Annotated in this window: 13 protein-coding genes; 6 read left to right on the forward strand and 7 right to left on the reverse strand. The window is 72.2% G+C overall.

All coding sequences use genetic code 11. From position 1 onward, the window contains the following. Window positions 1-95 precede the first annotated feature (95 nt). A complete protein-coding gene (locus CFW40_RS11730; protein WP_088797732.1) occupies window positions 96-1019 on the forward strand; it encodes a 2-dehydropantoate 2-reductase in 924 nt (307 codons plus the stop codon). 110 nt (window positions 1020-1129) lie between these two features. Here CFW40_RS11730 and CFW40_RS11735 read toward each other — a convergent pair whose 3' ends face one another. Beyond that, entirely contained in the window at window positions 1130-2275 is a 1146-nt protein-coding gene (locus tag CFW40_RS11735; protein ID WP_088797733.1) for a LacI family DNA-binding transcriptional regulator, read from the reverse strand. 173 nt (window positions 2276-2448) lie between these two features. Here CFW40_RS11735 and CFW40_RS11740 point away from each other — a divergent pair, with 173 nt between their 5' ends. After that, window positions 2449-3492, forward strand: coding sequence for a Gfo/Idh/MocA family oxidoreductase (locus CFW40_RS11740; RefSeq protein ID WP_088797734.1), 1044 nt, complete (start codon window positions 2449-2451; stop codon window positions 3490-3492). Between the two features lie 5 nt (window positions 3493-3497). On the opposite strand, the gene CFW40_RS11745 is transcribed toward CFW40_RS11740, so the two are convergent. Beyond that, window positions 3498-4217 carry a DedA family protein gene (locus CFW40_RS11745; protein WP_088797735.1) on the reverse strand — a complete coding sequence of 240 codons (720 nt, stop codon included), beginning with the start codon at window positions 4215-4217 and terminating at the stop codon, window positions 3498-3500. Window positions 4218-4501: 284 nt separating this feature from the next. On the opposite strand from CFW40_RS11745, the gene CFW40_RS11750 reads away from it, so the two are divergent. Continuing rightward, window positions 4502-4789 carry a heavy-metal-associated domain-containing protein gene (locus CFW40_RS11750; RefSeq protein WP_088797736.1) on the forward strand — a complete coding sequence of 96 codons (288 nt, stop codon included), beginning with the start codon at window positions 4502-4504 and terminating at the stop codon, window positions 4787-4789. Between the two features lie 505 nt (window positions 4790-5294). On the opposite strand, the gene CFW40_RS11755 is transcribed toward CFW40_RS11750, so the two are convergent. The 5 genes from CFW40_RS11755 to CFW40_RS11775 all read right to left on the reverse strand — a co-directional run bounded on the left by CFW40_RS11755 (window position 5295) and on the right by CFW40_RS11775 (window position 12542). Beyond that, the gene (locus CFW40_RS11755; protein WP_088797737.1) at window positions 5295-6584 is read right to left on the reverse strand and encodes a citrate synthase; all 1290 of its coding nucleotides are present in this window, start codon (window positions 6582-6584) and stop codon (window positions 5295-5297) included. 178 nt (window positions 6585-6762) lie between these two features. Further along, complete coding sequence (locus CFW40_RS11760; RefSeq protein ID WP_088797738.1) at window positions 6763-8976, reverse strand: ATP-dependent RecD-like DNA helicase; 2214 nt, start codon at window positions 8974-8976, stop codon at window positions 6763-6765. A 364-nt stretch (window positions 8977-9340) separates the two neighbouring features. Beyond that, on the reverse strand, window positions 9341-10201 hold the full coding sequence (locus CFW40_RS11765; protein ID WP_088797739.1) for a sugar phosphate isomerase/epimerase: 861 nt from the start codon (window positions 10199-10201) through the stop codon (window positions 9341-9343). Next, window positions 10198-11394: a dihydrodipicolinate synthase family protein gene (locus CFW40_RS11770; RefSeq protein WP_088797740.1), complete on the reverse strand. Its 1197-nt coding sequence runs from the start codon at window positions 11392-11394 to the stop codon at window positions 10198-10200. Before CFW40_RS11770 ends, CFW40_RS11765 begins: the two co-directional genes overlap by 4 nt. Then, a complete protein-coding gene (locus tag CFW40_RS11775) occupies window positions 11391-12542 on the reverse strand; it encodes a Gfo/Idh/MocA family protein (RefSeq protein WP_088802059.1) in 1152 nt (383 codons plus the stop codon). Before CFW40_RS11775 ends, CFW40_RS11770 begins: the two co-directional genes overlap by 4 nt. 268 nt (window positions 12543-12810) lie before the next feature. On the opposite strand from CFW40_RS11775, the gene CFW40_RS11780 reads away from it, so the two are divergent. The 3 genes from CFW40_RS11780 (at window position 12811) to CFW40_RS11790 (ending at window position 17567) form a co-directional block, all read left to right on the forward strand. Beyond that, window positions 12811-13926, forward strand: coding sequence for a bifunctional helix-turn-helix transcriptional regulator/GNAT family N-acetyltransferase (locus tag CFW40_RS11780; protein ID WP_256331504.1), 1116 nt, complete (start codon window positions 12811-12813; stop codon window positions 13924-13926). Window positions 13927-14316: 390 nt separating this feature from the next. Then, complete coding sequence (locus CFW40_RS11785) at window positions 14317-15180, forward strand: sugar phosphate isomerase/epimerase (protein ID WP_088802061.1); 864 nt, start codon at window positions 14317-14319, stop codon at window positions 15178-15180. Between the two features lie 554 nt (window positions 15181-15734). Continuing rightward, window positions 15735-17567, forward strand: a complete 1833-nt coding sequence (locus tag CFW40_RS11790; protein WP_088797741.1) for a glycoside hydrolase family 3 protein — start codon at window positions 15735-15737, stop codon at window positions 17565-17567. The last annotated feature ends 46 nt before the right edge of the window (window positions 17568-17613 follow it).

Consider the following 17613-nt stretch of genomic DNA (forward strand, 5'->3'; position numbering starts at 1 on the left):
CCACCGGCAGGTACGGCCCCGGGCCCCGCTCCCGGGCGACGCCGGGGCCCGGACGGCACCCACCCGTCAGGCTTCCCCGGCTCTACGATCGAGGTATGCCCCGGAGCTCCCCAGCAGCGGCACCCGCCCGGATCGCGGTGATCGGCGGCGGCGCGATCGGTGGCTACACCGCGGCCCTCGCGCGGTGGGCGGGGCTCGACGTCACGCTGTGCGTACGCAGCCCGCTGGACGGTCTGAGCATCGAGAGCGGCGGCACGGTCCGGCCCGCCGCGGTGCGTATCGTCACCGATCCGGCGCAGGTGGGACCGGTCGACTGGGTGCTGCTGACCACCAAGGCGCAGGACACCGCGGGCGCCGAGGGCTGGCTGCGGCGGCTGTGCGGCCGGGACACCGCGGTCGCGGTGCTGCAGAACGGCATCGGCCTGGAGGAGCGCGTCGCTCCGCTCGTTCCCCGGGGCACCCGCATCCTCCCCACCGTGGTCTACATCTCGGCGGAGCGCACCGCGCCCGGCCGGGTCCTGCATCATGTCGCCAGTGAACTGCATGTGCCCGAGGGGCCGTTGGCGGACCGGTTCGCCGCCCTGCTGGACGGCAGCGAGCTGCGGGTGCATCGCGTGCCGGACTTCACCACGGCCGCCTGGCGCAAGTTGTTCACCAACCTCGCGGCCAATCCGATCACCGCTCTTCTCCAGCAGCGGACAGGGATCTTCGCCGACCCGGAGATGGCCGCGCTCACCCGCGATCTGCTGCGCGAGGCGGCCGTCGTCGCGCGTGCCGAGGGGGCGGACATCGGCGAGGCGGACATCTCCCGGACGCTTGAGCTGTACGCCACCGCTCCTCGGGACGGCGGTTCCTCGATGCTCTACGACCGCCTGGCGGGCCGTCCGCTGGAGCATGAGTTCATCACCGGCGCGGTGGTCAGGGCCGGTGAACGGCACGGCATCGCCACTCCGCTGAACCGGATGCTGCTGACCCTGCTGCGGGCGGTGGACCGCGAACTGCGGGGCGGGAAGGCGTAGAGGGCCGGGAAGGCGTAGGGGGCCGGGCGGGACGGTGACGGGCATGCGCCGGGCGGGCGGCGGCCGGGTGGTCGCCACGACGACCCCGGGTAAGGATGCGCAGCCGTGGGTCAGACGGTCCGGGGTGGTGCCGTTGAGCCTCTGATCTCCAGTTCCGGGGGCACGAGTTGCTGCCCGGCCGGGGCGTCGGGGTGCTCCATGCGGTCCAGGAGGCAGCGCGCCGCCCGCCGCCCGACCTCGTGGCTGGCGTTGTTCACCGAGTTGAGCCAGAGGTGGCGGATGCGGGCGAGGTAGGTGTTGTCGTAGCCGACGAGGGAGAGATCGGCGGGGACGTCCAGCCCCAGTTCCTGGGCGGCGGACAGCGCGCCGACGCCGGAGATGTCATTGAACGCGAAGACGGCGGTGGGACGTTCGGCGGTGGGATCTCCGGGGGCAGGGCGTCCGGTGGCACGCGAGGGGTGGAGCAGCCGGACGGCCGCACGGTAGCCGCCCTCCTCGGTTCCGTCGCCGCTCTCGACGACGGCGCTCACCGACGGGCCGTGGGAGCGTATGGCGGCCTCGAAGCCGCGGCGGCGCAGCTCGCCGACCTGTCCCTGTCCGGCGATATGGGCGATGCGCCGGTGGCCGAGGGCGATGAGGTGTTCGGTGGCGAGCCGGGCGCCGCGCTCATCGTCGTTGGCGACGAGGTCGACGCGCGGCAGCCGCGGTTCGTGGTTGCCGGCGATGACGGTCGGCAGCCGTTCCGCGACCTCGGCGAGGCCGTCGGTGGCCGGGAGCGTGCCGACGATGACGATGCCGTCGACCCGCAGTTCCTGGAAGGTTCGGGCGAAGTCCTGACCGGCCCGCCGGTCCAGTCGGGCGTCGATCATCAGCATCCGCAGACCGTGCGCCTGCAGCAGGGAGTTCAGGCCGTCCAGCACCTCGACGAACCAGGGGTTGCGCATATCGTGCAGCAGCACGCCGACCGTGTGGGTTCGGCGTGCGGCCAGGCTGCGGGCCGCGGCGTTCGGCCGGTAGCCCAGCTCCTCGATCGCCGCCAGCACGGCCTGCCGCCTGGCCGCACTGACCCGCGGTGAGCCCTGCAGCACGAGCGAGACCAGCGACTTGGAGACGCCCGCGCGCTCGGCGACAGCGCGGATCGTCGGATTCCGGTCCGCTCCCGGCCGCACGCCGGAACGTTCGCGGTCCCGCTCTGTGGGCCGCTCGCCTGGCCGCCCTTCGGATTGCCCGTCGGCGCGCTGGTTGGACCGTTCCATAGGCCGAGCCTCCCATCGGGCCGGATCGACGTCAATGCACCACCAAGCAACCACCAAGCGACCCTGCGGAATGGTTGACATGCGGACATCAGGACATGCAGGGTGCCCGTGAAAACGTCGGTTGGACCGTTCCAACAGACCCGGAAGGCCCCTCCCCGGAAAGGACCCGAGGCATGAAGATCGGTCTGATCGGCACCGGGCGCATCGGCGCGTTCCATGCCCGCACCCTGCTGAGCGTCCCGGGCGTCACCGGCATCACCGTCGCGGATGCGGACACCGCACGCGCCGCTTCGCTGGCCGAGACCCTGGGTGTACGGCCCGCCGCGAGCGTCGAGGAGATGTACGCGGACGGCCTCGACGGCGTAGTGATCACCGCCGCGACCAGTGCACACGCCACACTGATCCACCAGGCCCTGGACGCCGGGGTGCCGGTGTTCTGCGAGAAGCCGGTTGCGCTGGACGTGCCGGGCACCGTCGGCGTGGTGGAGCGGGCGCGGGCCGGCTCCGCGCCGGTACAGATCGGTTTCCAGCGCCGCTTCGACGCGGGTTACCGCGCCGCCCGCGAGGCGCTGCACTCCGGTGAGCTGGGCTGGCTGCACACCCTGCGGGCCTGCACCAGCGACCGGACGCCGCCGCCCGCCGGCTATATCCCCACCTCCGGCGGGCTGTTCCGGGACTGCAGCATCCATGACTTCGACATCCTGCGCTGGCTCACCGGCCGTGAGGTGGTCTCCGTCTACGCCCAGGGCGCCAACCGCGGCGCACCCTTCTTCACCGAGGGCGACGACGTGGACACCTGCGCGGCACTGCTGCGCTTCGACGACGACACCCTGGCCACCGTCACGGCGACCCGCTACAACGGCGCGGGCCATGACGTCCGGCTGGAGGTCTGCGGCTCCGAGGGCGCCCGCTTCGTCGGCCTCGACGACCGTGCGCCGCTGCCGTCCGCCGAGCCGGAGCTGTCGTGGCAGCGGGCGGCGGACCCGTACGCCACGTTCATGGAGCGCTTCCACGACGCCTACGTCACCGAGCTGGGCGTCTTCGCCGAGGTCGTGGCGGGGCGTGCGCCGAGCCCGTGCTCGCCCGCGGAGGCCCTGGAGGCGCTGTATATCGCCGAGGCGTGTGAGCGTTCGCGGCGCACGGACGAGCCGGTCGCCGTGGCGGATGTCCGGGCCACCGCGGGTGGCCCACCTCAGCCGAATAGTCACTCTGCGTAACACTGTCATGACTGCACTGTAGGGCCACCCACTGACAATCGCGCCGACACGATGGCCGAGGCCCGGCCGCCCCGCCCCTCACCCCGCCCCTCACCCCGCCCCTCACCCCGGCCGCCGCCGCTCCCTTCGGAGGCTCCGCCGCTCTCGCCCTCGCCGCTCTCCTCCGGCGGGTCGCGCAGGGTGCGCCGGCGGGCGGCCCACTGGATCGCGGCGCCGACGGCGGCCACCGCGCAGGAGACTCCGAAGCCGACGCCGACGGCGTAGAGCGGGCGGCCGGTGGTGGCGGCGCCCACGTAGCCGAGGCCGACCGAGTACGTCGCCCAGGTCGCCTCGGCGATGGCGGCGCCGAGTACGTATTTGCGCAGCGGGTAGCGCAGCACTCCGGAGGCCAGGGCGCCGACGATCCGGCCGCTGGGCAGGAACCGTACGGCGATCACGAAGGGCAGGCCGTAGCGCTGGATGCGGCCGGAGGTCCATTCCAGCAGCGCCCGGCGGCGGGGGTTGCGGCGCATCCAGGTCCGTACGGGCCCGCCGAAGCGGCGTGCGGCGGCGTACATGAGGAGGTCCCCGAGCAGTGCGCTGCCCCCGACGGTCAGCAGGACGAGGGGGAGGAAGACCTCTCCCCGGGAGGCGAGTACTCCGGTCGTGACAAGGAGCGCCGAGTTGGGGATCAGTGGTGGCAGCGTGGTGAGCACCAGCAGGCCGTAGAGGGCGAGTACGTCCATACGGCCGCCTCCTCGGATCCACCCCGAGCCCGTATATCCCAAGGCTGACGCGTGGCGGGGCGTGCGGCAACGCGGTGTGGCGCGGGGGCAGCGCGGCGGGTGCGCCCGGAAGCTGGATTGATACCCCCTAGGGGTATAAAGTACCGAAGCGTCGGGAGGCGCCGGCGGTTGCCGGAGTCAGCCGCTCACGGCACCCCCGGCGCGTGACACCACACGGAACACACAGCACCACACCGAACGCACCAGCACCACGCGGACACATCGGCACCACAAGGAGATCCCCCATGACCGAGAACGGCTCCTGCTGCACCCCCGAAGGCTCCTGCCACTCCGGCGGCACCGACGTCCAGGTCGGCGAGGTGACCACCACGTACCGGGTCACCGGCATGACCTGCGGCCACTGCGAGGGGGCGGTGTCGTCCGAGATCGGCGAGCTCGCCGGGGTGAGCTCGGTGCAGGCGGTCGCGGCCACCGGCCTGGTGACCGTCACCTCCAAGGCGCCGCTGGACGAGGACGCGGTGCGGGCGGCCGTCGACGAGGCCGGCTACGAGCTCGCGGGGCAGGCGGCCTGACGCGCCACCCTGGACCTCCGGGGTTGCCCGCAGCGGCCTCCGGGGCTCCCCACGCCCCCGCGCCCAGGAAACTTCACACAGCCCTTACAACCGGCACAACACCCATACCCAAGGGCCTCGATCTCCCTATGGAGGCCCTTGACCGCATTCGCCCCCATATGGCAAGAGACCCAGATCACACTCATCCGAACGTAACCATTGAGGGGGGTCGCGAGTCTAACCGGGCAAGTGCAGGCACCCCGGCGGGGCTTGCACTGCACAGCCGGGCTGATCTTGGGGGATCGTGCCCGGCTACGCGTGGCCGGGGCGACGTGCCCGGGGAGCTTTGAGCGGCCCTCCCGAACGTGCGCGTCCCGGCAGATCGCGGTGCAACCCGGAACGCCCGGACGGATCCCGTGGGGGGAATCCAACCGGGACAAGGGAAGCGCCCCGCGCTCTGGACCCGTGGGGGGATCCGGAGGCGGGGCGCTTCTTTTTTGTGTGCGGGGAGCCGGCCTCGGAGGGGTCAGCGCTCCTGGACCGGCACGAAGTCGCGCTCGACGACACCGGTGTAGATCTGCCGCGGGCGGCCGATGCGGGAGCCGGGCTCCTTGATCATCTCGTGCCACTGGGCGATCCAGCCGGGCAGCCGGCCGAGCGCGAAGAGCACGGTGAACATCTCGGTCGGGAAGCCCATGGCCCGGTAGATCAGGCCGGTGTAGAAGTCGACGTTCGGGTAGAGCTTGCGCTCGACGAAGTAGTCGTCGGACAGCGCGTGCTCCTCCAGCTTGAGGGCGATGTCCAGCAGCTCGTCGGACTTGCCGAGCGCCGAGAGGACGTCGTGCGCCGCCGCCTTGATGATCTTCGCGCGGGGGTCGAAGTTCTTGTAGACGCGGTGCCCGAAGCCCATGAGCTTCACGCCGTCTTCCTTGTTCTTCACCTTGCGGATGAAGGAGTCGACGTCGCCGCCGCTGGCCTGGATGCCCTCCAGCATCTCCAGCACGGACTGGTTGGCGCCGCCGTGCAGGGGGCCCCACAGGGCGTTGATGCCGGCCGAGATCGAGGCGAAGAGGTTCGCCTGCGAGGAGCCGACCAGGCGGACCGTGGAGGTGGAGCAGTTCTGCTCGTGGTCGGCGTGCAGGATCAGCAGCTTGTCGAGGGCGTTGACCACCACGGGGTCGAGGTCGTAGTCCGCGGCGGGCACCGAGAAGGTCATGCGCAGGAAGTTCTCGACGTACCCGAGGTCGTTGCTCGGGTAGACGACCGGGTGGCCGACCGACTTCTTGAACGCATAGGCCGCGATCGTCGGGAGCTTGGCCAGCAGCCGGATCGTGGAGATGTGGCGCTGCTGCTCGTCGAACGGGTTGTGGCTGTCCTGGTAGAAGGTCGACAGCGCGCTGACGACCGAGGACAGCATCGCCATCGGGTGGGCGTCCCGGGGGAAGCCGTCGTAGAAGCGCTTGACGTCCTCGTGGAGCAGGGTGTGGTAGGTGATGTCCTGCTTGAAGTTCGCCAGCTCATCGACGGTGGGCAGCTCACCGTGGATGAGGAGGTACGCGGTCTCGACGAACGTGCTGCGCTCTGCGAGCTGCTCGATCGGGTAGCCGCGGTAACGAAGAATCCCGTTCTCACCATCGAGATAGGTGATCGCGGATTTATACGCCGCGGTGTTGCCGTAACCGGAATCCAGGGTCACCAGACCGGTCTGGGCGCGAAGCTTCGAGATATCGAAGCCCTTGTCGCCAACGGTGCTGTCGACGACCGGGTAGCTGTATTCGCCGTCCCCGTAACGCAGTACTACAGAGTTGTCGCTCACGTCATCCCTCACCGACGTTGTGCCTCTTCTTCGAGGTGCCCTGACTGCCTATACCTTCCCCCATTTGGGCCTGGGTTGTGCACTCGGGGTCGGCCATAGGGCCTGTCTGCGGCACTCAGTGCCGCCTGAGTGCCCATCCTGCCCCCCTTCGCCCCGAATGGGAAAGAGGGGGGACCTCTCATATCGCACCGGCGAGCCGGTGATCGAGCGCCGTACACCGCCGACCGGCGGATACCGTGCGGACGGCCTGCCCCAGGGCCTTGCGGGAGCCGACGAGCACCACCAAGCGCTTTGCCCGGGTCACGGCGGTATACAGCAAATTGCGCTGCAGCATCATCCAGGCACTGGTGGTGACCGGAATCACCACCGCTGGATACTCACTACCCTGCGAGCGGTGGATCGTCACGGCATAGGCGTGGGCGAGTTCATCGAGTTCGTCGAAGTCGTACGGAATCTCCTCGTCCTCGTCGGTGCGCACGGTCAGCCGCTGCTCGTCACAGTCCAGGGCGGTGACCACGCCGACCGTGCCGTTGAAGACGCCGTTGAGGCCTTTTTCGTAGTTGTTCCTGATCTGGGTGACCTTGTCGCCGACGCGGAAGACCCGGCCGCCGAAGCGCCGCTCGGGCAGGTCGGGGCGGGCGGGGGTGACGGCCTGCTGGAGCAGGCCGTTCAGGGCGCCCGCACCGGCCGGGCCGCGGTGCATCGGGGTGAGCACCTGGACGTCCCGGCGCGGGTCGAGGCCGAACTTTGCGGGGATCCGGCGGGCCGCGACGTCCACCGCCAGCCGTCCGGCCTCCTCGGCGTCCTCCTCGGCGAACAGGAAGAAGTCCGTCAGTCCGGTGGTCAGGGGCGGGACGCCGGAGTTGATGCGGTGGGCGTTGGTGACCACCCCGGACTGCTGGGCCTGGCGGAAGATCCGGGTCAGCCGGACGGCCGGCACAGGGCCGGAGGGGGCAAGCAGATCGCGCAGCACCTCGCCCGCCCCCACCGACGGCAGCTGGTCGACATCCCCGACCAGCAGCAGATGGGCGCCCGGCGGCACCGCCTTGACCAGCTTGTTCGCGAGCAGCAGATCCAGCATCGAGGCCTCGTCGACCACCACCAGATCGGCGTCCAGCGGCCGGTCGGCGTCATAGGCGGCGTCCCCGCCGGGCTTGAGCTCCAGGAGCCGGTGGACCGTGGAGGCCTCGGCGCCGGTCAGCTCCGAGAGCCGCTTGGCCGCGCGGCCCGTGGGCGCCGCCAGCACCACGGTGGCCTTCTTGGCGCGGGCCAGCTCGACGACGGAACGGACCGTGAAGGACTTTCCGCAGCCCGGCCCGCCCGTGAGCACGGCGACCTTCCGGGTCAGCGCCAGCCGCACCGCCTGCTGCTGCTCGGGGGCCAGCTCGGCGCCCGTCCGCCGCGCCAGCCAGGCCAGTGCCTTGTCCCAGTCCACGTCCCGGAACGCCGGCATCCGGTCCTCGTCCGTGCGCAGCAGCCGGGACAGCCGGCCGGCCAGGGAGATCTCGGCGCGGTGGAAGGGCACCAGGTAGACGGCGGTGACCGGCGGCGCGCCGTCCCCGTCGCCCGGCACCTGCTCGCGGACCACGCCCTCCGGGTCCGCGGCCAGCTCGCCCAGGCAGTCGATGACCAGGCCGGTGTCCACCTGGAGCAACTTCACCGCGTCGGCGATCAGTTGTTCCTCGGGCAGGAAGCAGTGGCCCTGGTCCGTGGACTGCGACAGCGCGTACTGCAGGCCCGCCTTGACGCGGTCGGGGCTGTCGTGCGGAATGCCCACGGACCGGGCGATGCGGTCGGCGGTCAGGAAGCCGATGCCCCAGACGTCGGCGGCCAGGCGGTAGGGCTGATTGCGGACGACGGAGATGGAGGCGTCGCCGTACTTCTTGTAGATCCGCACCGCGATGGAGGTGGACACGCCGACGCCCTGGAGGAAGACCATGACCTCCTTGATGGCCTTCTGCTCCTCCCAGGCGGCACCGATCATCTTGGTGCGCTTGGGGCCCAGGCCCGGTACTTCCACCAGGCGCGCGGGGGTGGTCTCGATGACGTCGAGGGTGTCCGTGCCGAAGTGCTCGACGATGCGGTCGGCGATCCGCGGGCCGATGCCCTTGATCAGGCCGGAGCCCAGGTAGCGGCGGATGCCCTGGATGGTGGCGGGCAGGACGGTGGTGTAGTTCTCGACGGTGAATTGTTTGCCGTACTGGGGGTGGGAGCCCCAGCGGCCCTCCATGCGCAGCGATTCGCCCGGCTGTGCCCCGAGCAGCGCGCCGACGACGGTCAGCAGATCACCCGCGCCGCGGCCGGTGTCGACCCGCGCGACGGTGTAGCCGTTCTCCTCGTTGGCGTAGGTGATCCGCTCCAGGACCCCTTCGATCACGGCTGCGTTGACCATGGACCGACCGTACCGCCGGGGTCTGACATCGCGCCGGGAGGCGGCGGTCCGGAGAGCGGGCCGGGTCCCCACCGGCCCGCTCTCCGGATCGCCGGTGCACCATCGAGGGGCCCGTCCGATGGTCGGGCCCCTCGATTCCCCCTCCACACCGGTCCCCGGATCCCCCCCGGGCCCCTCCCCTTTCGGGACCAGCGTCAGCTATGACCTTTGTGGGCGGCCAACGGTTGCGCGCATCCGCTGAGTTATTTTTCCGGTACCCGCCGTGTGCTTTTCCCGGTCATCCGGGGTGAGCGTCCTCCGGCGCTCGTGCGTTCTCCGGCGCTCGTGCCTCGTCCGACGTGCGTGCGCCCCCGGCCTGCGTGCGTCAGCCGACGTGGGTGCGGAAGCGGTCCACGATCTCGGCCAGCACGTCCGTGCCGTCGCGTGCCCACAGCGCCGGGTTGAAGATCTCCACCTCGATCGGCCCCCGGTAGCCGGCCGCGTCGACCCGCTCCCGGAACCACCGCAGATCCACCGCTCCGTCCCCGAGTTGCCCGCGCCCCAGCAGGGCCCCCTCGGGCAGCGGGGTGACCCAGTCGGCGAGCTGGAAGGCGGCGATCCGGGGGGCGGCCTCCCCGCCGGTGCCGCCCGCGCGGGCGATCTGTGTGCCGACGGTGTCGTCCCACCACAGGTGGTAGGTGTCCACGACCACACCCACCTGTCCGGCGGGGAACCGCTCGGCGAGGTCCAGCGCCTGGGCGAGCGTGGAGACCACACAGCGGTCCGCCGCGTACATCGGGTGCAGGGGTTCGAGGGCCAGCCGGACGTCCCGCTGTGCGGCGTACGGGCCCAGTTCGCCCAGGGCGTCGGCGACCCGCTCCCGGGCACCGGGCAGGTCCCGGCTGCCGGGTGGCAGCCCGCCGGAGACGAGGACCAGGGTGTCCGTCCCGAGGGCGGCCGCCTCGTCAACGGCCGCCCGGTTGTCGTCCAGAGCGGCCGCGCGGCCGCCCGGGTCCGGCGCGGTGAGGAAACCGCCCCGGCACAGGCTGGTGACCCGCAGTCCGGCGTCCCGTACGAGCCGGGCGGCCGCGGCCACCCCGTACTCCTGCACCGGGGCGCGCCACAGCCCCACGCCCCGTACGCCGGCCCGTGCACAGCCGTCGGCCAGTTGGGGCAGGGACCACTGCCGGACGGTCTCCTGGTTGAGGCTGAGGCGGTCGAGGAGGCAGAGGGGGCTGTCGCTCATGCGTCCTTGGTCTCCGTCCCGTACACCGCGAGTTCCGTCCCGTAGACCGCGAGGAGTTGCCGCATGCGGTGGGCGGCGAGTTCCGGGTCGGGGAACAGGCCGAGTCCGTCGGCCAGTTGGTGGGCGCGCCGCAGGTGGGGCAGGGAGCGGGCCGACTGCAGGCCGCCGAGCATGGTGAAGTGGGACTGGTGGCCCGCCAGCCAGGCCAGCAGGACGATGCCGGTCTTGTAGTGGCGGGTGGGTGCCCGGAAGAGGTGCCGGGCGAGCGCGACGGTGGGGTCCAGGGCGGCCCGGAACCCCGCGGTGTCCCCGCTGTCCAGGAGGCGTACGGCTGCGGCGGCGGGCGCGGCAAGCGGGTCGAAGATGCCCAGCAGCGCGTCGCTGGCCCCGTGGTCGTCGCCCGCGATCAGCTCCGGGTAGTGGAAATCGTCGCCGGTGTAGCAGCGCACCGTCGGCGGCAGCCGGCGGCGCAGCGCCACCTCCCGGTCGGCGTCCAGCAGGGAGATCTTGACGCCGTCCACCTTGGCGGGGTGGTCGGTGATGATCGCGAGGAACGTCTCGGTGGCCGCGTCGAGTTCCGTACTGCCCCAGTAGCCCGCCAGCGCCGGGTCGAACATGGGGCCGAGCCAGTGCAGGATCACCGGTCGGGTGGCCTGGCGCAGGAGGTGGCCGTAGAGCTCGCGGTAGTCGTCCGGGCCGGTGGCGGCATCGGCCAGCCGGCGGGAGGCCATCAGGACCGGGCGGCCGCCGGCGTCCTCGACGAGGCCGAGCTGTTCCTCGTAGGCGCACCGGATGTCCACCAGGGAGGCCGGGTGCGGCGGCAGTTGGTCGGTGCCGACGCCGCAGGCGAGGAGGCCGCCGACGGCCGCGGCCTCGGCGGCGGTGCGCCGGATCAGCTCGGCGGCGGCGCTCCAGTCCAGGCCCGCACCGCGTTGTGCGGTGTCCATCGCCTCGGCCACGCCCAGGCCGTGCGCCCACAGGTGGTGCCGGAAGGCGAGGGTGGCGTCCCAGTCGACGGCGGCCGGGCCGTCCGGGGTGGTGTCGGCGCGGGGATCGGCGACCACATGGGCGGCGGCGAAGACCGTACGGGAGCGGAGCGGGAGCCGCGCGGAGAACGAGCGGGCGGAGTCCGGCCCGTGGGGGCGGGTGGCGGGGTCCTTCCGGGGCGGGGGCGGCCCCGCGGGCGCGTTCACCGGCCCGGCGCCGGGACGTCCAGGCGGCGGCCCTGTGCCGAGGACCGCGCCGCCAGTTCGGCGAGCTGGACGCCGCGGGCGCCCGCCGCCAGGTCCCAGCGCCAGGGCTCGTCACGGACGACGTGCCGCAGGAACAGCTCCCACTGCGCCTTGAACGCGTTGGCGAAGACGGCGTTGTCGGGGACCTCGTGCCACTGCGCGCGGAACGGTTCGGTTGCCGGAAGGTCGGGGTTCCAGACCGGTTTGGGGGTGTGGGCGCGGTGCTGGACGCGGCAGTGGCGCAGGCCCGCGACGGCCGACCCTTCGGTGCCGTCGACCTGGAACTCGACCAGTTCGTCGCGGTGCACCCGGACCGCCCAGGAGGAGTTGATCTGGGCGACGATGCCGCCGGACAGCCCGAAGATGCCGTATGCGGCGTCGTCGGCGGTGGCCTCGTACGGGGTGCCCGACTCGTCCCAGCGGCGCGGCAGGTGGGTGGCCAGCTGCGCCTGGACGGTTCTGACCGGCCCGAACAGCTCGTGCAGGACGTACTCCCAGTGCGGGAACATATCGGCCGCGATCCCGCCGCCGTCCTCGGCGCGGTAGTTCCAGGAGGGGCGCTGTGCCTGCTGCCAGTCGCCTTCGAAGACCCAGTAGCCGAACTCGCCCCGTACGGACAGGATCCGGCCGAAGAAGCCGCCCTCGACGAGGCGGCGGAGCTTGCGCAGGCCGGGCAGGAAGAGCTTGTCCTGGACGACGCCGTTCTTGACGCCCGCCGCCTGCGCCAGCCGGGCGAGTTCCAGCGCGCCCGCGTGGCTGCTCGCGGTGGGCTTTTCGACGTAGAGGTGTTTTCCGGCGGCGATCGCCTTCTTCACGGCCTCCTCGCGGGCGGCGGTGATCTGGGCGTCGAAGTAGATGCCGATGGAGTCGTCACCCAGTACGGCGTCGAGGTCGCAGCTCCACTGCTGCAGGCCGTGCCGCTCGGCCAGGGCCCGCAGCTTGGGCGCGCTGCGGCCGACGAGCACCGGTTCGGGCCAGATCACCGTGCCGTCGGCCAGTTCGAGGCCGCCCTGTTCCCGCAGGGCGAGGAGGGAGCGCACCAGGTGCTGGCGCTGCCCCATGCGTCCGGTCACGCCGTTCATGGCGATGCGTACGGTCGTGCGTGTCACGGCCCGGCCCCTCTCGCGCACAGCAGGCAGCTGGCAGTCCCGCTCCAGTAAGCGCCTTCCGGGCGGCGGACGCCAGACCGCGTGGCGGGAGACGAACAAAGGGCCGGGGGCGAGGGCGGGTGCCGGCGCCGAGGCACGGCGGAGCGAACGAAGGAACGACTGACGGAGCGAAAGGACGGATGACACGAAAGAGGGATGTGCGGAGGGGCCCCGGCGGCTTACTCTTGACTCAGTCAAACTTGACTCAGTCAAAGGTGAGGGGCTGGCCATGATCGCCAGGGCGCCATCCGATGCACCAACCGACCCGCCGACCGACCGGCCGTCCGACACACCGCCCGACGCACAGTGCGGGGGACGGTCCGATGCCGCAGCCGACGTCCGTGAGCTGCGCAGATTCAACCGCTTCTATACGAATCTGATCGGCGCGCTCGACTACGGGCGGCATCTGTACACCCCGTTCACCCTCACCGAGGCGCGGGTGCTCTACGAGGTCGCCAACCATCCGAGGGTGGACGCCGCGGATCTGCGCGCCTCGCTGTCGCTGGACGCCGGCTATCTCAGCCGGCTGCTCGGCAAGTTCGAGGACCGCGAGCTGATCACCCGCGGCAGGTCCGAGCAGGATTCCCGGCGGCAGCGCATCACCCTGACCGAGGACGGCCGGGAGGCGGCCGGCCTGCTGGAGGAGCGCTCCCAGGACGCCGCGGGGACACTGCTGCGGCGGCTGCCGGCCTCGGACCGCGCCCGCCTGGTGGAGGCGATGCGCACCGTCCGCGCCCTGCTCGACGAGGGCGTGGAACGGCCCGGCGCAGGGGCGGAGCAGGCCGGCGAGGGTATGGAACGACCCGGCAAGGGGGCAGAGCAGCCCGGCGAGGAGGCACGGCAGCCGCGCGGGGACCGCGCGCCCGGGGTCACGCTGCGCACCTCCCGCCCCGGTGATCTCGGCTGGATGGTGGAACGCAATGCCGCCCTCTACGCCGCCGAGTACGGCTTCGATCTGAGCTATGAGGCGCTGGTGGCCCGGATCGTCGCGGAGTACGCCGAGGACTTCGACCCGCGGTGGGACCGCACCTGGATAGCGGAGCTGGGCGGGCAGCGCGTGGGCGCGGTGATGTGCGTACGGGACGGCAGACCGGGGGTCGCCCGGCTGCGGCTGCTGCTCGTGGAGCCGGACGCCCGGGGGCACGGGGCGGGGCGGCAACTCGTCGACTCCTGCATCGAGTTCGCACGCGAGGCCGGGTACGGCGAGATGGTGCTGTGGACCAACTCCGTGCTCGCCTCGGCCCGCACCCTCTACCAGCGGGCCGGATTCGAGCTGGTCGCCGAGTCGCCGCACCACAGCTTCGGGCAGGACCTGGTCGGCCAGGACTGGCGGCTGACGCTGTGAATCCAGGGTGACGCCGCGTGTTCACGGGGGGGGGATCCACAGGTGACGCCGCGAGTTCACTGGGGGGCTGGGGTCCACAGGCGACGCCGCGAGCCCGCGGGCGACGTCGCGAACCGGCGGGTGACGCCGTGGGTCCACGAGTGACGCCGTGAATCCACGGGTGACGGAGCGGGCAGGCGGGCGATGGAGGCGGGGAGGGTGGGAAGGACGGGAAGGACAGCGATGACGGCGTAAGCGACGCGAAGGAGCGCAGGCATGGCCCCCACGGATCGCACGGACGGCAAGCGCATGGACAGCGGGCGGGCGGACGACAGGCCCACGGAGAACGGCGGGCGGGCGGACGACAGGCCCGCGGACGGCGGCGGACGCACGGGCGGCAGGATTCCTGCGATGCGCTATGCGTTTTCGACCCTTGGCGTGCCGGGGATGCCGGTGGCCGAGGTGCTGCGGCTGGCCACGGATGCCGGGTATCAGGGGGTCGAACTGCGGGCCCATCCGGAGGAGCCGGTACATCCGCTGATCGGGGCGCGGGAGAGGGCCGTGGTGCGGGGCCAGTTCGCGGACGCCGGTGTGGAGGTCCTGGCCGTTGCCGGATACGCCCAGGTCGCCGCCGCCCGCGATACCGCGGGCGAGGAGGAGCTGGCACACGAGCTGACCGAGCTGGTGCACCTCGCCGCCGATCTGGGGGCCCCGTACGTCCGGGTCTTCCCCGGCGGTGACGACCGCCCGGCGGCCGAGGCGGACGCGGATGCCGCCCGCCGGCTCGCCGCGGTGGCGCCGCTCGCGGCCGAGCGCGGCGTCCGGGTCCTGCTGGAGACCCATGACTCGCACCGGACCGGCGCGGCCGCCGCCCGGGTGCTGGGCCTGGTGGGGCATCGCCGGATCGGGGCGCTGTGGGATGTGCAGCACAGCTGGCTCGGCGGCGAGGAGCCCGTCGACACCCATGCCGCGCTCGCCCCGCATCTGGGCTATGTGCAGGTCAAGGACGTCGCCTCGGCCGAGGAGCGCACCCCCCTCCCGCTCGGCGCCGGCACCCTCCCGCTGGCGGCCGCCCTGGGCACCCTCGTCCGGGAGCCCGAAGGCGCCCACGGCCCCGTACCGGCCCCCGAGGGCACCTACGACCAGGGCTCGGGCGGCTGGCTCTGCTGGGAGTACGAGAAGCGCTGGTATCCGGAAGCGGCCGACCTCCCCGCCCTGCTGGCGCCGGGCCGCGCGTACCTCCAGCGACTCCTCGGCGAAGCCACCCCCTTCTGACCCCACACGGTCAGCCTGCCGCCCCGGTCCTGCCCCGCCCCGGTCCTGCCCCCGTCGCCCGTCCTGTCAGCTCGTCCGGCGGCCCGCCGTCCCGCCGGCCCCCGTCAGCCCGTCCGCCCTGCCCGCTTGACCGCCTGCCCGACGGCCTGCCCGGCCCTGCCCGACGACGCTGCCCGCCTGCCCCTGCCGCCGCCTGTCCTGGCAGCTCGTCCGCCGGCCCGACCGCCTGACCGCCTGCCCCGCCTGCCCCGTCAGCCCGCCCGTCCGCCCGTCCGCCCGTCCGCCCGTCCGCCCGTCCGCCCGTCCGCCGATGCTGCCCACCGGTCCGCGCACCCACCGGTCCCGCCCGCCTGACCAGATGCCCTGTCAGCCCGCCCGCCTGCGAGCTGCCCTGCCCCTCCCCCGCCGATGCCCCATCACATATGCGCGCCCGCCCCGCAATACCTGGGCGCCATCACGAATCGAGTCATTGACCGACAATAGTTTTCCGGCTATCCGTGGCCTTTTGGAAGTTTCCTTCAACGATCCGAGGAAGCCCTCCGGAAGGAGCGCACATGCACTCCAGACGTACCGTCCTGACCACCGCGGCAGCAGCGGCCGCCGCTGTCACGGGCGGCGCGAAGCCCTCCATCGGACACCAGCCCCCCTCCCCCGCTTCCGCCCCCGCCCCCTCCGCCGCCACCCGGGCCCGGCTGCGCCGCCTCATCTCCCGTATGACACCGGAGGAGAAGGCCGGCCAGCTCTTCGTCATGCGGGTCTACGGGCACTCCGCCACCGACCCCGACCCGGCCGACGCCGCCGCGAACCAGCAGGAGATCGGGGTCTCCAACGCCGCCGAGCTGATCGCCAAGTACCACGTCGGCGGCATCATCTACTTCGGCTGGGCGCACAACACCCGTGAGCCGCACCAAATCGCCGACCTGTCCAACGGCATCCAGAAGGCCGCCGCCGACCAGCGCGTCCCCGTCCCGCTACTGATCTCCACGGACCAGGAACACGGCATAGTGGCCCGTGTCGGCGCGCCCGCGACGCTCTTCCCCGGGGCGATGGCGCTCGGCGCGGGCGGCTCCCGCGACGATGCGCAGACGGCGGCCAGGATCGCCGGCGCGGAGCTGTACGCCATGGGCATCCGGCAGGACTACGCACCGGACGCCGATGTCAACATCAACCCCGCCAACCCGGTCATCGGCGTACGGTCCTTCGGCGCGGACCCGCAGGCCGTGGCCCGTATGGTCGCCGCCGAGGTGAAGGGCTATCAGGGCGCCGGGATCGCCTCCTGCGCCAAGCACTTCCCCGGGCACGGCGACACCGACACCGACAGCCATATCGGGCTGCCCTACATCCACCACACGGCCGAGGAGTGGGAGCGGCTGGACGCGCCGCCCTTCAAGGCCGCGATCGCCGCCGGGATCGATTCGATCATGACGGCGCACATCGTCGTGCCCGCCTTCGACCCGAGCGAGGACCCGGCCACCCTCTCCCGTCCGATCCTCACCGGCATCCTGCGCGAACGCCTCGGCTACGACGGTGTGGTGGTGACGGACTCGCTCGGCATGGAGGGCGTACGGAAGAAGTACGGCGACGCCCGGGTGCCGGTGCTCGCCCTCAAGGCCGGTGTCGACCAGTTGCTCAACCCTCCGGACCTCGCCGTCGCGCATGCCGCCGTCCTCAAGGCGCTCCAGGACGGCGAGCTGACCGAGCGGGAGCTCGACGCCAAGCTGATGCGCATCCTGCTGCTCAAGGAGCGGCGCGGACTGTTCACGGACCCGTACACCACCCACCGCGCGGTGGACCGGGTGGTGGGCATCCGCAGTCATCTGGCCGCCGCGGACCGGATCGCGGACCGCACCACCACGCTGCTGCGCAACGATGCCGGCATCCTGCCGCTCTCCCGGCGACGGGAGCGGCGGGTGCTGGTGGCGGGTGTCGACGCGGCCGCGCCGTCCGGCACCGGCGGGCCGCCCACCACGGTCCTGGCGAGGACCCTCACCGAGCTGGGCTTCACCGCCACCGCGCTCTCCACGGGCATGGCGCCGGCCCAGCGGCAGATCGACGAGGCGGTGGCGGCCCTCGGGGCGCGGGACGCGGTGGTGGTGGCGACGTACAACGTGACCGCGGACTCCCGCCAGCGGAAGCTGGTGGCGGCGCTGCTGGCCACGGGCAAGCCGGTGGTGCAGCTGGCGGTCCGCAACCCTTATGACATCGCCCAGTTGGACGGCGTCCGGGCGGCACTGGCCAGCTACTCCTGGACGGATGTGGAGCTCCGGGCAGCGGCCCGGGTGATCGCCGGCCGGCGGGACCCGGCCGGCAAACTGCCCGTCGCGATAATGCGCGCCGACGCCCCGGCGCAGGAGCTCTACCGGATCGGCCACGGCCTGACGTACTGACCGGGAGACGGACTCGGCGCGCTCCCCCTGTCCCCGGGGAACGCGC

This window comes from Streptomyces sp. 2114.4, assembly GCF_900187385.1.
GTDB lineage: Bacteria > Actinomycetota > Actinomycetes > Streptomycetales > Streptomycetaceae > Streptomyces > Streptomyces mooreae.

What these genes read in the sequence shown, in the direction of transcription:
- CFW40_RS11730 (WP_088797732.1), top strand. Translation starts at nt 96, where the DNA reads ATGCCCCGGAGCTCCCCAGCAGCGGCACCCGCCCGGATCGCGGTGATC.
- CFW40_RS11735 (WP_088797733.1), bottom strand. Translation starts at nt 2,275, where the DNA reads ATGGAACGGTCCAACCAGCGCGCCGACGGGCAATCCGAAGGGCGGCCA.
- CFW40_RS11740 (WP_088797734.1), top strand. Translation starts at nt 2,449, where the DNA reads ATGAAGATCGGTCTGATCGGCACCGGGCGCATCGGCGCGTTCCATGCC.
- CFW40_RS11745 (WP_088797735.1), bottom strand. Translation starts at nt 4,217, where the DNA reads ATGGACGTACTCGCCCTCTACGGCCTGCTGGTGCTCACCACGCTGCCA.
- CFW40_RS11750 (WP_088797736.1), top strand. Translation starts at nt 4,502, where the DNA reads ATGACCGAGAACGGCTCCTGCTGCACCCCCGAAGGCTCCTGCCACTCC.
- CFW40_RS11760 (WP_088797738.1), bottom strand. Translation starts at nt 8,976, where the DNA reads ATGGTCAACGCAGCCGTGATCGAAGGGGTCCTGGAGCGGATCACCTAC.
- CFW40_RS11765 (WP_088797739.1), bottom strand. Translation starts at nt 10,201, where the DNA reads ATGAGCGACAGCCCCCTCTGCCTCCTCGACCGCCTCAGCCTCAACCAG.
- CFW40_RS11780 (WP_256331504.1), top strand. Translation starts at nt 12,811, where the DNA reads ATGATCGCCAGGGCGCCATCCGATGCACCAACCGACCCGCCGACCGAC.
- CFW40_RS11785 (WP_088802061.1), top strand. Translation starts at nt 14,317, where the DNA reads ATGCGCTATGCGTTTTCGACCCTTGGCGTGCCGGGGATGCCGGTGGCC.
- CFW40_RS11790 (WP_088797741.1), top strand. Translation starts at nt 15,735, where the DNA reads ATGCACTCCAGACGTACCGTCCTGACCACCGCGGCAGCAGCGGCCGCC.